The sequence below is a fragment of the Kiloniella majae genome, from assembly GCF_002118315.1.
In the GTDB taxonomy this organism is placed as follows: Bacteria; Pseudomonadota; Alphaproteobacteria; order Kiloniellales; family Kiloniellaceae; genus Kiloniella; species Kiloniella majae.
Genome location: NZ_MTSZ01000001.1, coordinates 17016 through 34385, shown reverse-complemented (window position 1 = coordinate 34385; position 17370 = coordinate 17016). Strand labels below are relative to the sequence as shown.

General features: G+C 44.9%; 13 protein-coding genes. 2 read left to right on the top strand and 11 right to left on the bottom strand.

The annotated features are described in order from the left end of the window. Positions 1-45: 45 nt before the first annotated feature. The 10 genes from BKB51_RS00145 to BKB51_RS00100 all read right to left on the bottom strand — a co-directional run bounded on the left by BKB51_RS00145 (position 46) and on the right by BKB51_RS00100 (position 12750). Positions 46-1137: an ABC transporter ATP-binding protein gene (locus BKB51_RS00145; RefSeq protein WP_085899084.1), complete on the bottom strand. Its 1092-nt coding sequence runs from the start codon at positions 1135-1137 to the stop codon at positions 46-48. 3 nt (positions 1138-1140) lie between these two features. After that, positions 1141-2034 carry a carbohydrate ABC transporter permease gene (locus BKB51_RS00140; RefSeq protein ID WP_085900145.1) on the bottom strand — a complete coding sequence of 298 codons (894 nt, stop codon included), beginning with the start codon at positions 2032-2034 and terminating at the stop codon, positions 1141-1143. A gap of 8 nt (positions 2035-2042) precedes the next feature. Then, complete coding sequence (locus BKB51_RS00135; protein WP_085899083.1) at positions 2043-2927, bottom strand: carbohydrate ABC transporter permease; 885 nt, start codon at positions 2925-2927, stop codon at positions 2043-2045. Between the two features lie 96 nt (positions 2928-3023). Continuing rightward, positions 3024-4283 carry an ABC transporter substrate-binding protein gene (locus tag BKB51_RS00130; protein ID WP_085899082.1) on the bottom strand — a complete coding sequence of 420 codons (1260 nt, stop codon included), beginning with the start codon at positions 4281-4283 and terminating at the stop codon, positions 3024-3026. A gap of 25 nt (positions 4284-4308) precedes the next feature. Further along, entirely contained in the window at positions 4309-5514 is a 1206-nt protein-coding gene (locus tag BKB51_RS00125; protein WP_085899081.1) for an aminotransferase class I/II-fold pyridoxal phosphate-dependent enzyme, read from the bottom strand. Positions 5515-5725: 211 nt separating this feature from the next. After that, positions 5726-7366 carry a response regulator gene (locus BKB51_RS00120; RefSeq protein WP_085899080.1) on the bottom strand — a complete coding sequence of 547 codons (1641 nt, stop codon included), beginning with the start codon at positions 7364-7366 and terminating at the stop codon, positions 5726-5728. 15 nt (positions 7367-7381) lie between these two features. Next, entirely contained in the window at positions 7382-8998 is a 1617-nt protein-coding gene (locus tag BKB51_RS00115) for a sensor histidine kinase (protein ID WP_085899079.1), read from the bottom strand. After that, positions 8991-9662 carry a hypothetical protein gene (locus BKB51_RS00110; protein ID WP_085899078.1) on the bottom strand — a complete coding sequence of 224 codons (672 nt, stop codon included), beginning with the start codon at positions 9660-9662 and terminating at the stop codon, positions 8991-8993. The genes BKB51_RS00115 and BKB51_RS00110 overlap by 8 nt, the downstream gene beginning before the upstream one ends. A gap of 142 nt (positions 9663-9804) precedes the next feature. Next, positions 9805-11700 (bottom strand): PhoX family protein, encoded by a 1896-nt coding sequence (locus BKB51_RS00105; protein ID WP_085899077.1) that lies wholly within the window; start codon positions 11698-11700, stop codon positions 9805-9807. 153 nt (positions 11701-11853) lie between these two features. Continuing rightward, entirely contained in the window at positions 11854-12750 is an 897-nt protein-coding gene (locus BKB51_RS00100; RefSeq protein ID WP_085899076.1) for a LysR family transcriptional regulator, read from the bottom strand. Positions 12751-12966: 216 nt separating this feature from the next. On the opposite strand from BKB51_RS00100, the gene BKB51_RS00095 reads away from it, so the two are divergent. After that, on the top strand, positions 12967-14229 hold the full coding sequence (locus BKB51_RS00095; RefSeq protein ID WP_085899075.1) for a serine hydroxymethyltransferase: 1263 nt from the start codon (positions 12967-12969) through the stop codon (positions 14227-14229). A gap of 77 nt (positions 14230-14306) precedes the next feature. On the opposite strand, the gene BKB51_RS00090 is transcribed toward BKB51_RS00095, so the two are convergent. Next, a complete protein-coding gene (locus BKB51_RS00090) occupies positions 14307-14774 on the bottom strand; it encodes an Lrp/AsnC family transcriptional regulator (RefSeq protein WP_198946577.1) in 468 nt (155 codons plus the stop codon). 192 nt (positions 14775-14966) lie between these two features. On the opposite strand from BKB51_RS00090, the gene BKB51_RS00085 reads away from it, so the two are divergent. Continuing rightward, a complete protein-coding gene (locus BKB51_RS00085) occupies positions 14967-17354 on the top strand; it encodes a transketolase-like TK C-terminal-containing protein (RefSeq protein WP_198946576.1) in 2388 nt (795 codons plus the stop codon). Positions 17355-17370: the final 16 nt, after the last annotated feature.

Sequence of the window (17370 nt, the reverse complement as noted above, 5' to 3'; positions counted from 1 at the left end):
ATTTTATCTTATTCATTCAGATATAATACGAGACTATAACTATTTTTATAGACGCAATCCTGTTTCCGGATCGAAAAAGTTCAACCCGGAACTCTTAAAGCTTAACTTTCGTATCTCTTTTGAGGCAACAGAGGATTCCGGTTCAGCGCGCAAAGTTAAGGACGTCGATCCGACTTTACCCCAGACAATGAGCTCTGATCCCAGTTTTTCTATGATATCAACATTAAACGTATTGAACCCTTCTACATCGAGCACAACATGTTCCGGGCGAATCCCGAGTTCAACGGTTTGACCATCTCTCAGCGGTTGTTTGGAGACATACTCATCAATGGAAATTTTGATATCTCCATTTTCGAAATATGTACCACCGGAAGTGTTTATTATTTTTCCCGTAACGAAGTTCATGCTTGGCATTCCAACAAACTGGGCAACATAGCGTGTTGCTGGCTCTTTGTAGATTTCATCGGGCGTTCCAAGTTGCTGGATAACGCCCGCCTTCATAACGGCAATGCGATCCGCAAGGGTTAAGGCTTCGACCTGATCATGGGTCACATAGATCATGGTTGCACCAAGTTCTTCGTGTAGGCGCTTTAGCTCTACACGAAGCTCTGAGCGCAGCTTTGCATCCAGATTTGACAATGGTTCATCAAACAGAAAAACATCGGCCTTTCGCACCAGTGCGCGGCCAATTGCAACTCTTTGTCTTTGTCCACCCGAAAGTTCTCCGGGTTTTCTGTCCAACAGGTTTTCTATCTGCAGGACTCTCGCGGCATAATCGACAAGTTCGTTGATTTTATCTTTCGGTGTTTTGTTCATTTTCAGACCGAAAGATAAATTACCGCGAACAGTCATCTTCGGGTAGAGGGCGTAAGACTGAAAAACCATAGCGATGCCACGGTCTTTTGGTTCCATATAGGTGACGTTTCGATCGTCAATCCATACTTCACCATCAGTGGCTTCCTGCAAACCTGCAAAGATATTGAGCAAGGTGGATTTTCCGCAACCGGATGCACCGAGTAGAACAAGGAATTCGCCCTTGTTGATTTCCAGGTTTAGTTTTTTAAGAACATCGACCTTGCCAAAGCTGACACTGAGATCTTTTGCACTTACATGTGCTGTATTTGTATTGTTTTGCATCTCTTATCCTTTAACAGCACCAGCTGCAATTCCGCGAACGAACCAACGACCGGAAAAAAAGTACACTAACAGAGGAACCAGCGCGGTCAGGAATGTTGCCGCCATGTTGACGTTGTATTCCTTGGCACCGCGGGCCGAATTGACAATATTGTTCAGTTGAACGGTCATGGGCATGTTTTCGCGTCCGCCAAAGATTAAACCTAAGAGAAAGTCATTCCAGATACCTGTTACTTGCAGAATAACGGCGACAATCAGTATCGGTGTGGACATGGGCAAGAGGACATGGAAGAACACACCGAAGAAACCAGCACCATCAACACGGGCAGCCTTGAATATTTCTGAAGGCAATGTCGAATAGTAATTTCTGAATATCAACGTCATGATGGGCAGGCCAAAAATTGTATGGACGAGGATAATCCCCGGTAAAGTTCCATAGAGGCCAAAGGTCGCAAATATCTTGATCATCGGATAGATGAGGGCCTGATAGGGGATAAAGGCCCCGAACAGGATAATCCCAAAGAATAGTTCTGCGCCTTTGAAGCGCCAGTATGACAGAACGTACCCACAGATCGCGCCGGACATTATAGAGACGAAGAGGCTGGGGATCAGAATTTTGATAGAATTCCAGAAGCCGACACTTACCCCTTCGCACTGCAGGCCAGTACACGCTGTGGACCAGGCTTTGACCCAGGCATCGGTGTTCCATGTTTCCGGCCAGCTCATGATATTGCCCATACGGATCTCGGGCATGGTTTTCAGCGATGTAACCAGTACGATATAAAGCGGCAATAAAAAGAAAAGGGAACAGATAATCAAAAAGAGGTAAATCGCAATCCGTTCTTTGGATATTATCTTTTTAGGCTTGTTAAGCGAAGATGTTGAAGAACTTTGTGTCATTGTCATAATTACCCGTTGGCTCCCTTTTTGACGTGTTTCAGGTAAAGCCAAGGGGCTAGGGCCGCAATAACGGTCAACAACATCACTGTTGCGCCAGCCATTGCGAGGCCAATATTGGCACGTTGTAGTAGGTGATCTAGAACGAATTTTGCCGGTACTTCTGTTGCGATACCGGGACCGCCCCCTGTCATAGCAACAACAATGTCGTAGCCCTTAACAACTGACAGAGATAATAAAATGACGGAGGTAAAGATGACGGGACCGAGGATCGGGACAATGACGTGCAAGTAAACGCGCCATGTCGGAACGCCGTCTATTTTTGTTGCTTTCCAGATTTCCGGGTCAACGCCTCGTAGACCAGCAAGCATTAAGGCCATTACCAAACCGGATGCCTGCCAAATAGCTGCAAAAACCACGGTGTAGATGGCAAAATCCCGATTAACAAGCCAGTCAAAGGTAAAACTTTCCCAACCTGCAACGCGCACCATTTCCTGTAAACCCAGTGCAGGATTTAAAAACCATTGCCAGGCAAGTCCTGTTACAACAAAAGATAGTGCATGGGGGTAGAGAAAGACTGTCCTGAAAAAGGATTCAGCCCTTACTTTCTGATCAATAAAAACGGCGAGCAAAAAGCCTAAAACTAGCGAACCTGACGTAAAGAGAACGCCAAAGACCACCATGTTTTTCAGGGAAACAATCCATCGCGTTGTATTGAACAGTCGGATATATTGATCCAAGCCAACAAAATCAGAATTCGGGAGCAGTTTTGAGCTGGTAAAAGAAAGCTGTACAGACCAGAGGACGCAACCGACAAAAATTGTCAAGGCAATGACAACAAACGGTAAAATCGTCAAACGTGCAGCCAACCGAGATGATATCAAAGGGTATTTCATTTTCTCGCCTGGTTGGGGGAATAAAAGGAACCCGGTATTTCGTTAATCAAACTTGTTATTATTCAATCACATATAATACCGGGTTCAGATTATCGGTTAGTTTACTGTTTCGAAAGTTTCGACAAGACGTGCAACCATATCTTCTTTGGTCATGTCACTAGCGTTCCAGTATTCAGTATAAATATCTTGAATAGCGCCTGCGAGATCAGGCGTGATATACATACCCGTTGATCCAACATGTGTTGCATCACTTGATGTCAACTTGATCGCTTGTGCTCCACAGGGATCCAGCTTGCTAGGATCAACATCTGAACGAACAGGGATTGAACCTTTTACATTATTGAAGGCAATCTGGGTTTCTTTATCCAGCATGACATTGACCATCAAAGATTGTGCTTCACGATCTGCATCGTCACCCGTTTTCGGGAACACAAATACGTCGCCAGAGATCATATAAGGTGACTGCGGGATAACGGCGGGGATACAGCCATAATCAACACCAGCTTTCTGACCTGCTGAAATGAACTCGCCTTTCGCCCAATCGCCCATGATTTGCATGGCAGCTTTGCCTGTTATAACCATGCTGGTTGTTTCGTTCCAGCTACGTCCCGGAGATCCTTTGTCGGTTTCTCTTACTAGGTCACGCAGGCGCGTATAGACGTCGATGACTTCGCCCATCTTTTCTGACTTGATTAGCTCTGCATCACGGTTATTAAAGAGTTTGAGGTAAAAATCTCGACCTGCAACGGACAAGAGTACGGCGTTAAAAGTCAGTCTTTCCTGCCATGATTCACCACCCACAGCTATAGGGACAATACCGTCAGCTTTCAGCTTGTCCACGGCTGCAAAGAAGCTGTCCCAGTCAGTAGGGGGTTTTGCGCCAGCTTTTTCAAAAGCAGCTTTGTTATACCATAGCCAGTTTGACCCGTGAATATTAACGGGAACAGCATAGTAGTTGCCGTCACGTTTGATGACGTTGTTGATAATGCCAGGAAGAACTTCGGCCCAGTTGCCAGCTTCGGCTTCGGCGTTCAGGTTATTGAGCAAACCTGCGTCGACGATTTCTTCGAATTCACGGGTAACGTTGAACTGCCCGACCTGTGGTGGGTTGCCTCCTAACAATCTGTTGGTGAAGGTACGCTTGGCGGCATCGCCCGCGATACCATTGTCGACCCATTCTCCACCTGCATCTTTAAAGCGGTCGGCAAAAACCTTGATTGCAGCAGCTTCACTTGCGGATGTCCACCAGTGGATTACTTCAGCTTTCTTTCCTTCTGCTGAAGCGGCGGTTCCGAAACATGTTGCCGCCAGGCACAAGGCTGCAACACTTCCTGATAGATATCGTTTGAACTTCATTATGTCCTCCCAGTTTGATTATTTTTTAGTTGTTTACGGCCACATTATCCAGATCAGAAATTTGCTGTTGATCTGAAGAAAAAGCCGCCTCTAGGCCGCTAAGAATGTCCTGTAGTAACAGGTCATTTCCTTCCAGCCCGACAAAGAGGCGCACGGTATTTCTATGTACGCCGAAATCGTTAATTGCATTGGGACCTGAATCTATGCGCCCTGCGACCTCTACGGGGAGCATAAGGCTTTCATATCCGCCCCAACTGACCCCAAGTCGGAATATGGTCATTGCATCACAAAAGGCTTTGATATTGGCACCTTTAGCTAGCTGAATTGAAAAAAGTCCACCAGTTCCTGTCAGGCTGTCATGTATTGTAGAAGAATAGCCGGGGAAGTTGATCTGTGTGATGCGGTGATCTTTTTCCAGGTGCGTTAAGATATAGTCAGCTGCATCACTATGAGCTTTAAGACGTAATTCTAAGGTTCTCATCCCGCGTAATATCAGGGATGATTCCATTGCGGACAGTTTGCCGCCCAGAAGGGATAGGCTTATATCTCGAATTTTTTTGATCAGTTGCTCGGAACCAATTGTACAACCTGCAACGACATCACTGTGACCCGAGAGGTATTTTGACAGTGAATGAACCACGAGGTCGATACCGTGTTCGATCGGGTTTTGGTAAAGCGGTGTTGCAAAGCTGTTGTCGATAAGAGTTATGGTCTTATGTTTCTTGGCTAGCTGTGCAACTGCCCTTATGTCATGCGTCTCAAAGGTAAAGCTGGAAGGGCTTTCCAGAAAAAGTAATTTGGCACCAGACAGGGCAATATCAAGTGCTTCCAAATCAGAGCAATCAACATATTCTACAGAAATGTTGAACTGTTTGAGTAGTACTTCGAAAAGACGGTAGGCGTCAGAATAGGCGTGTTGTACGGATATTACTTTATCACCTGATTTTACCAACGCGAGCACTGTACTGGAAATGGCGGCCATACCACTGCCGAATACTGCGGCAGCTTCTCCGCCCTCTAATTGTGCAAGTTTGTCTTCCAGAATACGCGAGGTCGGGTTTTCTGTTCTGGAATAGATATCGGCATTGCTTTTGCCTGAATATCTGTCTTCCAGTGAATCATAATTTGCAAAGGTGAATGTTGAAGTCTGATAAATAGGGGGAACAATTGAACCGTATTCAAATGCTTCATCCTGCGTAAGAACTTGGCGCTTTTTATCTATTCCAACCATTTTGTATCATTTCTTATTTATCAGACGTCAGACGTCTTATTATTAAAAATAAATGACACAATTAGTCAAGTGCTGTTGAGCAACCTGATTAAATTTTAATAAGCAATAGTGCCTAATTAATTGTTTTATTTGATCTTACTGAAAATGAAAGAGCGTTTGCGCAGGAGCGTAAGCAATAACCACTTTTAGAATCATGGTCGATTCATCAAGGCTACTCGCTCCTGACATCAATGAAGTTAGCACCAAGCTTTTTGCAAATCTCTATTTGATTTGAAGGCACATTGGTAATGAGCATTTTTTTCTTTTTGAGTCTTAATGTTTTAACGGCCTTTATGAAGGCAGGCTTTGAATATTTGACGAAAGCCGTTGCTTCATGGAAATCAAGCATCAAGATAGAGGCTCCAATCATTTCAAAGCTTTGGTCTGATGGCATTTCTAATTGAAACTCGGTCATACCCATTTTACAAAAAGGTCGGACCCTCATCATTAAGTCACTTAACTGGGAAAGGTGCAATTTGGGCGGGATATCTGTTATGGCTATGATCATGCGATCTCGTGCAACAGTAGGCAGTTTTTCCAAAAGCCCGAGCGTGTTCTCGAACTCTTTTTTGTTGATACAGAGTTGATAGCTTATCTTTAAAACGACGCCTGCTGCCATATCGGATAAATTGGCGATCATATAGGCGATTGTTTGCCCGATATAGCTGCCTTCAATAACAAGGCAACGCGGATCTTCTTTTTTTATAACCTGGTTGATTGAATTTAGCTTTTCCTGACCAAAACGGTCAAAAGTAGCAACTGATATTGGTAACGGTTTTCCATCTGTGTTTTGTAGTTTTGTAAAGCGAACTTCCGCACGTTCTAAAATTTCGCTCATAAAAATATCCACGCGCTCCGCTGCGGCGGCGGCGGCCTTGTTTATCCGTTCCTGAATTAAATCCCAAGGGTCTTTGGCGTTGGCATACTCTTCTTCTTCCACTTCAATTTCATATACTTGAGAGTTGATACTTAACTCTTCCTGATAATCTTCTTCGCCGAGTACCTTGATCCAGATTTCTCTTTTTATGGATTCAATTTTATAAGCAGCTTCTTCTTCTGATAACTTGGCGAAACAAATCATCATTTCGTGGTCGTCGCCGATTTTGCAAACATCTTCGGGGGATAAATTCTTTGAAACGACTTTCTGAATAACAGTTTGCAACGACGACATGTATTTATCTGTCTTATTATTCAGCTTTTCTTTTAGCTTATCCAGTCCGAGTAGCTGAAAACGTCCTGTAACCAGTTTTCCGGTTTCAGGAAGTTGAGGTGGTTGAGACGACGAGGTCGATGGAGCCTTAACGGGTTTATTGTTTTCTTGTTGTGGTGCTTGAGGTTGCGACGAGGGTTTGAGGGAGGCCGCTTGTTCGCGTTGTTCTTCCGGCGACAGAGCTTTATAAAGAGCAACCATCTCTTTTTCTTGTTTTTGCTTTATTTTGCTTATCTGCCTGACACGGGTCGCGAGCGTGGCGAATAACAAATCAAAATCAACGGGCTTAATAACATAGTCATCAACGCCCAGTTTTTTTCCTTCGAGAATTTGATCTCTGTCAGACAGGGCGCTTAGAAAGACAAATGGGATATCGGCAAAGGTTGCTTCGTTTTCTCTGACCTGTTTCAACAGTTCAAAACCGTTCATGATCGGCATTGATATATCGCTAAGGACCAAATCGAGGTTCTTGTTTTCTGATATTATTTTGAGGCCTTCTTCACCATTTCTGGCGGATAACACATCATAACCTTCGTCTTCCAGTTCTTCGACAAGATCTTCGCGAAGGGCGTCTTCATCTTCAACGCAGAGTATTGTTGCCATCTTTAATTCCCTAAATCAAAGTGCGTTCATAATATCGTCAAGTGACTGATCATCTTGCTGAGAGCTTAAGGGGGCATCGATAATTTCTGCCACTTGATCACCGGGCAAATTAACGGGTAACTGAACTTTAAAGGTTGACCCCAGATTAACTTCGCTTTCTACGGAAATAGTCCCTCCTTGAAGTTCAAGTAAGGTCAGTACCAAACAGAGTCCGATACCTGTTCCTGAAATCCCGGTGGTATTGCTGGATCTATAGTATCTTTCAAATATGTTGCCCCAATCATCTTGGGATATGCCGATCCCAAAGTCTTGAATGGTTATGGTTGCCCGGTTGTTTTCCAGATAGCCATTCACAATCACTTCCGATGCATCAGGTGAATATTTCACAGCGTTGGACAACAGGTTTGTGAAGACCTGTGCCAGCTTTGAGTAGTCAGCAATCATATTTCTGGGCAGTTGCGCCACATCATAGGTAATCGTGTGTTTGTCAGAAATATCTTCGTGGCTTATACACAATTGAGCAACCATTCCGGCTAGATCAACAGGACCGAGTTCAATCTCAACTTCGCCAGCTTCAATTCTCGATGCACTAAGAGTGCTATCAATTAACGTAAGCATACGTTGGGTCGCAACTTTGATTTTGTGGATACGCTTTTCCAAGTGGGTTTTATCCAGATTATCAATGCGACGTTCTATGCGTTGAATGCTACTGTCGATGATTGCCAGTGGTGTTCTGAATTCATGGGATGTCATGGATATGAAGTCCCGTTGAAGCGCGTTTTGCTTCAGCTCTTTTTTCAAAGTGCTTTCAAGTTGAAGTGTTTTTTTGATGAGGCGTTCTTCAATTTCCCTAAGATTGTCAGTGTTTTTTTTAAAAATCTCCAAAGCCTTTGCCATTAACCCAAATTCGTCTTTCCGGTCCAGTAGATCACTACCCGGTTTATGATTGTTCTGGGTTATCAGAAACATTTCATGGCTAAGCTTGTTTAAGATATTTCCGATTGTTTTGTTGATAATAAAGAATAGGAAAAGGACTGCGATAAAAGTAAAGGCAAGGAATAGATAAAGTTCGACAAGAAGACTTTCCTGTTGATAGTTCTCTGCCTGTTTAAGGCTCCAAACCATTACAAGGGCACCATAGGTGATGTTTCTTCCATCTTTGATTGGGGTCGTGATGGTTAAGGTATTGTCGAAGTTGTGAGTGTATTCGGTTGCTAGTTTATCTTTCGATAGAAATGATTTTATATCAATGATTTGTGTGTGGTTTGAAAGCTCGTCATGTTGGATCAAAAGTTCCCCTTCGGCGTCATAAACGTGAATGTTGAACTTTGCTGAACTGTTCCCTTGTATCAAGTGGTTAAAAGGCCGCCAGATTGCGTTTGGTTTTTTCCATCTAACACCTCCAACAATCTGTGATGCGAGTAATTCGGTTTTGATGACCGAGTTATCTATAATAATTTGATAAATATGCTTTTTCTCAACCTGCCAATTGATAAAGGTGAGAAGGGCGAAACACAGTGTTGTCCCGGCGATGGCTATAAAACAAACTTTACGGCTTACATTCCAAAAGGTTTGGGGGTGGGTTATGTCGCTTTTGCTCACCGGAGGAAGACTCGTTTGAACTTTACTCATTGGGAATATCCATGTTGTTCAACCGGGCTTCTTCTCCACCTTCTTCAAGGTAGAGTTCAAGCAAATCCAGATCGATCCCGACGGTCAAGCTGCCGATACCTTTATGATTTTCGGGGTCAGTAATTGTTACGCTGATCTGTATTTGAAATTGTTGTGTTGATTGATCGATATCGGGATCACTTATGAAGACGGCATCTGGACCAACAGGCAGCGTTTTTTGCCATTTATCTTCATCACCTTGCCAATAGTCAGATGTGATATCGCTAATAGCGACGTTCAGGCCTTTATTATCCGTCACAATAATTTCTGTAATGAGGCCATTTTTATTATTCTTAAGAAGTTGAAGCTGTTTCGACGCTGCGTTGTTGAGAAGTTGGTCTATGAAAGGATGGTCCAGTTTTTCAGTTTCCTGACGCCACTTCTGATCTAACGCTATGATTTGTTTCTGGTTTAGACCAATATTTGCTACATTTTGTTGTCTGATGGCCTTAATAAGGTCAGACGATCTCGCCAGCGGTTTTATTTCGTTTTGAAGTATGTCTTGGACAGCAAGAGGGGGCGAGTTTTGGATATCATCAATCAGCAAAGTTTCACTTTGTGCCAGAGAATGGAACGACAACAGTACAGATATGGCAAATGAAACAGATGGTATAAATAATCTCATCGCGTTGATCCCTATTGATTGCAATCTAGGGTAGCGATAAATTATTTACAAAATCTAAAGTAGTGTTGATTAGTGTTGCCAAAAAGAGTTAGCGAGGAAGAAGATCTTCCCCGCTAACGACGATAAGTGATTATTTAAGGGTTTATCCGATAATCGCTCCGTCATCTTTAGTGACTGCAATGATTGCAGATCTTGGTGCCGTCCCGTCGCCACCGGGGAATGTGCTGTCACCTTTTTCTCCCGGGTGTTGTATACCCACAAAAACTGTTTTGCGGTCTTCGCTCCAGGTAATGCCTGTAACTTCGCATTCTTTAGGACCAACAAGGAAGCGTTGAATTTCACCGGTTTCGGTATCTCCGATCAGCATCTGGTTATTTCCCATACCCGCAAAATCATCCTTGTTGGAATATTTGCCATCGGTCTGGATCCAGAGCTTACCATTGTTATCGAATGAGATACCATCGGGTGAGTTGAACATATTGTGTGCGTCAATGTTCTTGGAACCTGCATAGGCATCTTTGTGGACGGTGGGGTTTCCAGCCATAACAAATAGATCCCAAGAGAAAGCATCTGAAGTATGGTTTTCTCCCTCAGGTCTCCATCGAACAATCTGGCCATAGAGGTTCGCTGCACGCGGGTTCGGGCCTGTTACAGGTGTTTCGTCGCCGCCTGCATTTGGTTTCTTTCCGCGATTTTTGTTGTTGGTCAAAGCACAGTAAATCTCTGCCTTTTTCGGATGTGATGCGACCCACTCTGGGCGATCCATCGTCGTAGCACCAACTTTTGAAGCAGCGATGCGGGCATGAATACAAACTTCAGCCTGAGACTTCATGTCCGTTGTGGCAGGGGAAAGTTCCAGCCATTCACCACTTTGGTCATCGTTGAATTTGGCAACGTAAAGCTGACCTTCATCCAGAAGATCTGCATTGTTGCCACCTTCAATAAACTTGCCTTTGGATACAAAGCGATAGATGAATTCACCGCGCTCGTCATCACCCATGTACACGACAACATGACCGTCTTTATTAACGACGACTTCTGCATTTTCGTGTTTAAAACGACCCAGTGCCGTACGTTTTTTGGGTGTTGATGTTGGATCACTTGGATCTATTTCTACTACATAGCCAGCTCTGTTTGGCTCATTCGGGTTTTTGCTGATATCAAAACGCTCGTCTTCGGTAGCCCAGGCATAACCCCAGTCTTCGTTCTTGACGCCATAGCGTTTCAGTTCATCACTTGGCGTGTAGTTTTCATCGCTGCTAGAGAAGTAACCATTGAAGTTTTCTTCACAAGCGAGATATGTGCCCCAAGGAGTACGACCATTTCCACAGTTATTCCATGTGCCGAGCGACTGCGTACCGGAAGGATCAGCAGATGTTTTCAGCAGGTCATGACCACGTGCCGGGCCAGAAATTTCCATAGGTGAATCAGCAGTAATACGGCGGTTATATTTGGAATCTTTTACAATATTCCATTTCTTGCCGTCTTGTTTTACCTCTACCACAGTAACACCATGAGCGGCTTTGCCTTTGCGAATGTCATCGGCTGTTTCCGGTAACTTGCTCTCACGGTTGTCATACATAATGCTGCGGTTTGTGTATTCATTGTTAGAGATCAGCAAATGGTGCCCGCCAACTGTAAAGAGCGACATGCCATCATTGTTATCACCAATGGCAAGCTCCTGACTTTCCCCTGTACCACGGGTTTTATGATCGAATGGAACCGATTTTGACCATAGTTCATCGCCCCATTGGGTCACAACCTGCCATGAATACCCTTTGGGAACTGTAACGGTATCCAAAGAGTTTGCCGGGATGGGCTCAAAATCAAAACTGTTTGCAGCTTTTGCATTAAAAGGCGTTAAAGCTGTCGATCCCAAAACAAAGGCAGATGCCCCGATGGCCAAACCACCGCCAAGAAAATTACGGCGCGACATGGCGCGTTCTACAACCTGCTCAAACTCGGTCACTTCTGGACCGGGATTGGAGATTTCATCAAATTCATCAAAAGAAAGGTCTTCGTTTTTGTTATCAATCATGTTGCACTCCTGAACGCGCGACAGCCTTGATGGGAGTCGGCTTTATCATTTTTGAATGCTTTACGATTACTTACGTGCCATTGCATAAATGTGACACTTCTTGGAATCTTTAAAAACAAAGTCACCAGGGGCTTGTTGTTATCTATTGATGGTTTATTGGTCCAACAATGTTTTGATTATTAAATCAAGATGGGGATTGTCTTTTGCTGATTTTGCCGTCTCGATTACCAGAGCACGATCCAGCATTAATGCCTTGTCGTAAGGCGCGACCAGACTACCATCTTTCAGGTGATTTTCCACAAGTGCTTTATGCCCCATCATAATGCCTGCGCCATTACGGGCTTCTTCTATGGCGAGGCCGTAGAGGGAGAAAACAGGGCCATCTGTGTTTAAAGAATTATCCGTGAAGGCATAAGAAATCCAGTTAGCCCAGTCATTTGCCCAGGATGCGTCGTGAAGGCACAGTTCTTTATTCAAGTCTTCTTGGTTTTGCAGTCGTTTCGCAACCTGCGGCGAGCAAACTGGAAAGATGATATCCTTACAGACTTCGTATGTCGTGGAAAAAGCATCTTGTTCACTGTTCACGTTTTCTCGGTAGAAAATACTTAAATCAAAAGGTTCACGCTGAAGATTTGGCTCTTTTTCCAGTGCAGTGACCGAGATTGTAAGCTCTGGCGCCGCTTCCCGAATAAAAGGAAGTTTGGGAGAAAGCCAGAGTTGAGCAATACTGGGAAGAGCAGCAATGCGGATGTGTTTGGGCGTTGCTTGTGAACGTAAGGTTTGCACAGCAAGACCAAGCTGATCAAAAGCAGCGCTAAAATCCACAAGAACGTTTTGCCCCAATTCAGTGAGTTCTACGCCTTGAGATCGACGAATGAAAAGATCGGCACCGACCCATGCTTCCAATGATTTAACGTGTTGCGCCACGGCACCCGGCGTTACGCAAAGTTCCTCTGCTGCCGACGAAAACCCACCAAGTCGCGCTGCAGCTTCAAAAGCGCGGAGAGAGTTCAAGGGGGGGATTTGTGGGCGAGGAGGAGCTATAGTCATGAAAATAAGACTCAGTTTTTCTAGGCCTAAGATATAGCAAAACTGATTTGCGACGTCTATAGAATTTGCGCGATCATTACGGGGTCCTCAAGAGACAGCAACTCAATTGCGCCAGCTTGAATAAAGCTAACTTGAATGTTGGTCGCGTTTAAATCTGTATATAGTGATTAAACCTTTCTGTTTGGGCTGGCGCATACTTTTATAGGAATATTTCAGATGTCAGTATATTTTGACGCCCCCGTTTCAGCGACTGACTCGTTAATTGCCGAGGCTTTGCAAAATGAAAAAGCCCGTCAACAAAACCAGATAGAATTAATTGCATCTGAGAATATTGTCAGTCGCGCGGTTCTTGATGCCTTGGGGCATGAGATGACGAACAAAACACTCGAAGGTTATCCCGGTGCGCGCTTTCATGGCGGTGGGCGTTATGTCGATGTTGTTGAACAAGCAGCAATTGATCGAGCTAAAGAGCTGTTTAACTGTGCCTATGCAAATGTTCAGCCTCATTCTGGTAGCCAAGCCAATCTGGCTGTTTTCTTCACACTTCTCAAGCCCGGTGACAGGGTCTTGAGCCTTGATCTCGCTGCTGGTGGTCATTTAAGTCATGGCCTGGGTGCCAATCTGTCAGGCCGATGGTTCGAAGCGCATCACTATGGTGTGGAGCGGGAAACCGGGCAGATCGACTATAACAAGCTGGAAGATCTGGCGTTGGAAATTCGCCCCCAACTATTAATTACCGGAGGGTCTGCCTATCCAAGAGAGATTGATTTCGAGCGCATGGCGATGATTGCGCAAAAAGTAGAGGCGCTTTTTCATGTTGATATGGCGCATTTCGCTGGCTTGGTTGCGGGGGGTGTTCATCCTAGCCCGATACCCCATGCCGATCTTGTAACTTGCACAACCACTAAAACACTGCGTGGTCCTCGCGGGGGAATTATCCTTTCCAAGTCTGTTGACTATGAAAAGCAGCTGCAGGCTGCTGTTTTTCCGGGCGTGCAAGGATCTATTCATACGCAGGTTCTGGCAGCAAAAGCGGTTTGTCTCGGTGAAGCTTTACAGCCAGAGTTCAAGGCCTACACGAGACAGATAAAGAATAATGCCCATACCTTGGCTGAGACACTTTTAGGAAACGGGATTGATCTTGTCTCTGGCGGAACAGATACGCACATTGTTCTTCTTGATCTCAGTGCGCAGAAAAAGACCGGGCAAGCGATTGAAAGACTTTTGGAGCGTGCAGATATTACATCGAACAAAAATCCGATCCCTTTTGATCGCAAGCGCCCGGTTGATTGGGTTGGTTTACGCCTCGGTGTGAGTGCGGCAACAACAAGAGGCATGAAGGAAACTGAGTTTTCTGAATTGGGTCAGATGATCAGCAAAATGATTTTAGCAGCTGGTACTGAGGAAGAAGAATCCGTTATTCAAAAATCTAAAAAACAGGTCGCAAGTATCTGTCTTCGTTTTCCTATTTATTCTTGAGTAAAATGATTAATAGGGCTGATATCTGGAAAGTATCAGCTCTATTAATTTTTTAGGACAGTCGATTACAACTGGTATTAAGGCGTTCTCGAAATACCTGATTTTACCCTACGTATCGGAATGGATGATTCGATGGAAGCGACGCCGTTGATTTTGACGAGCCGTTCAATCATTAACGCTTCAAACTCTTTCAAGCCAGTGATGGCAACACGTAATAGATAGTCTCTGTGCCCTGTCATCAACCAACAATCGACAACCTCTGGAAACTTTAACATTTCTGTTTCGAAGTTTTCGATGGCTGCATCTATTTGTTTGTCTAGCTTGACGGAGACAAACACGGACATTTCATAGCCAAGGGCAACTTCGTCGATTAAAGCGACATAGCCCGTGATGATACCCGTATTTTCAAGATGTTTAAGTCGCCTGATAACCGGGGTTACGCTAAGGCCAACACGTTGGCTGAGTTCTGCTGCGGTGATCCGCCCATCATTTCTCAGCTCGCGTAAGATTCGAATATCTATCTCATCTAAATTAGGTGAAGCCACTAAAAAATCCTTAAAAATATTAAATTCACCTAACATCTAAATCAAATTACCTACAAATAGCAAGATATCGCTTTTTATTAGGTGGTATCTTCTAATATTGAACAATAGTTACCCCTAATAACTTTACTGTCAGTAACATTTAGGAGCGTATTTTATTGTTCCCTGAGATATGGGTTTTGAGAGGAGAGCGTTGTGCCAAATAAAGAGAGCCAAATAAAAATTAATCATCTAAAAACAATCGAGCAAAGACTGCTGTGGCTTTCGCATTGGATGATCCACAATGCCAATCATCTGCGCGCCAAGGAAGATGGTATCAAGGTCGGCGGGCATCAGGCCTCTTCGGCATCAATGGTGTCTATCATGACCGCGCTTTATTTCTCCGCTCTGAAACCCGAAGATCGTGTTGCTGTGAAACCTCATGCGTCGCCAATTTTTCATGCCATGCAATATCTGATGGGGAACCAGACCCTAGAAAAGATGCAAAATTTCAGAGGGTACAAGGGCGTTCAGTCTTATCCTTCCCGAACAAAAGACATCGATGATGTTGATTTTTCAACAGGCTCAGTTGGTTTGGGTGTTGCGATAACATCCTTTGCGTCTTTGGTTCAGGATTACATTCAGGCGAAATCATGGGGCCAGGATCTTGCGCTTGGGCGCATGGTTGCCCTTGTCGGGGATGCGGAATTGGATGAAGGCAATATTTACGAAACCCTGCAAGAGGGATGGAAAAACGATCTGCGTAATACCTGGTGGATTATTGATTATAACCGTCAGTCCCTTGACGGAATTGTGCGCGAAGGCTTGTTCCAACGCATAGAGCAAATTTTCGATGCCTTTGGATGGGATGTGGTTCGGGTAAAGTACGGCCACATTCAACGTGCAGCATTTGAAGAACCGGGCGGGGAGAAGCTAAAAGACTGGATCGATAACTGTCCGAACCAGCTTTATTCTGCCCTGACCTACATGGGCGGTAAGGTGTGGCGCGAACGTCTGATGGATGCCTTGGGGGATCAAGGAGATGTGACTGCCCTGATTAACAAGCGCAGTGATGATGAGCTTGCCGAGTTGATGGAAAATCTGGGTGGTAACTGCGTTCAGACCATGGCAGAAACATTCGATGCCATTGATCATGACAGACCCGTTTGCTTCTTGGCCTATACCATTAAAGGATGGGGGACACCGATTGCCGGGCATAAGGACAATCACGGTGGATTGATGAACAAGCCTCAAATGGCTGAGTGGCAAACTCATATGAGGGTGCCCGAAGGACAGGAGTGGGAGAAATTCGCTGCGGTTTCTGATGTTAAGGGATTACAGAGCTTTCTGGATCAAGCGCCTTTCTTTGCCAAAGGCACGCGACGCTATTCTGATGCGGTTGTCGAGGTTCCCAAAATTGAGTTAGCAAGTGACCGCGAAATATCGACCCAGATGGGCTTTGGTAAAATTCTTGACGATCTTTCCAAGGGGAGTTCAGAACTTGCGCAGCGTATCGTAACAACATCACCAGACGTGACGGGAACAACCAATTTGGGGCCTTGGGTGAATCGCCGTAAACTCTTTGCCCGTAGTGAACAGAGCGATACCTTTATTAACGAGAAAATTCCTTCAACAGCGAAGTGGGAGTTTACCCCGGAAGGGCAGCATATCGAACTTGGTATAGCAGAAATGAACTTGTTTCTGCTTCTAGGTGCTGCGGGTTTGTCACATTCGCTTTATGGCAAGCGTCTGTTACCAATCGGAACTGTTTATGACCCGTTCGTTGCCAGAGGTTTGGATGCCCTGAACTATGCGTGTTATCAGGATGCGCGTTTCATGATTGTCGGCACACCATCTGGTATCACACTGGCCCCGGAAGGTGGAGCTCATCAATCTATTGGATCACCTTTGATTGGCATGTCTCAGGATGGTTTGGCCGCTTTTGAACCTGCTTTTGTGGATGAGCTTGCAATTATCATGGGATGGGCTTTTGACTATATGCAGCGTGATGGTGAAGGTGAGCCGAACGAACGAACCTGGCTTCGAGATGAAACCGGGGGATCCGTTTATCTTCGTTTGACGACAAACCCGTTGGAACAGCCAGGACAAAGATCAAATGCTGACTTTGAACAGGGGGTTATTGATGGGGCTTACTGGATGCGTAAACCGGGCCCCAACTGTGAGCTGGTGATTGTTTATCAAGGTGCCGTTGCTAATGAAGCCATTGATGCCGCTGGTAAGCTTTCTCAACATAATCGTGATGTCGGTGTTCTTGCGGTGACGTCAGCTGACCGATTAAACGCGGGATGGACTGCGGCACAACGGGATCGCAGCCGGGGCAATCGTCAGGCAACAAGTCATGTTGAACAGCTGTTCTCTCGCTTGCCGAAGCACTGTGTTATTTTGACTGTTATTGATGGTCATCCGGCAACACTGTCATGGCTTGGGGCTGTTGGCGGACATCGAACAATTCCCCTTGGTGTTGAGCACTTTGGTCAAACCGGGACTATTGGCGATCTTTATCGTCACTTTGGTTTGGATTCAGAATCAATTGCCAAGTCTGCAAATAACGCACTGCAAACGCCCTATGAAATAGCGTCGTAAAGCGCACAGGTTGGGT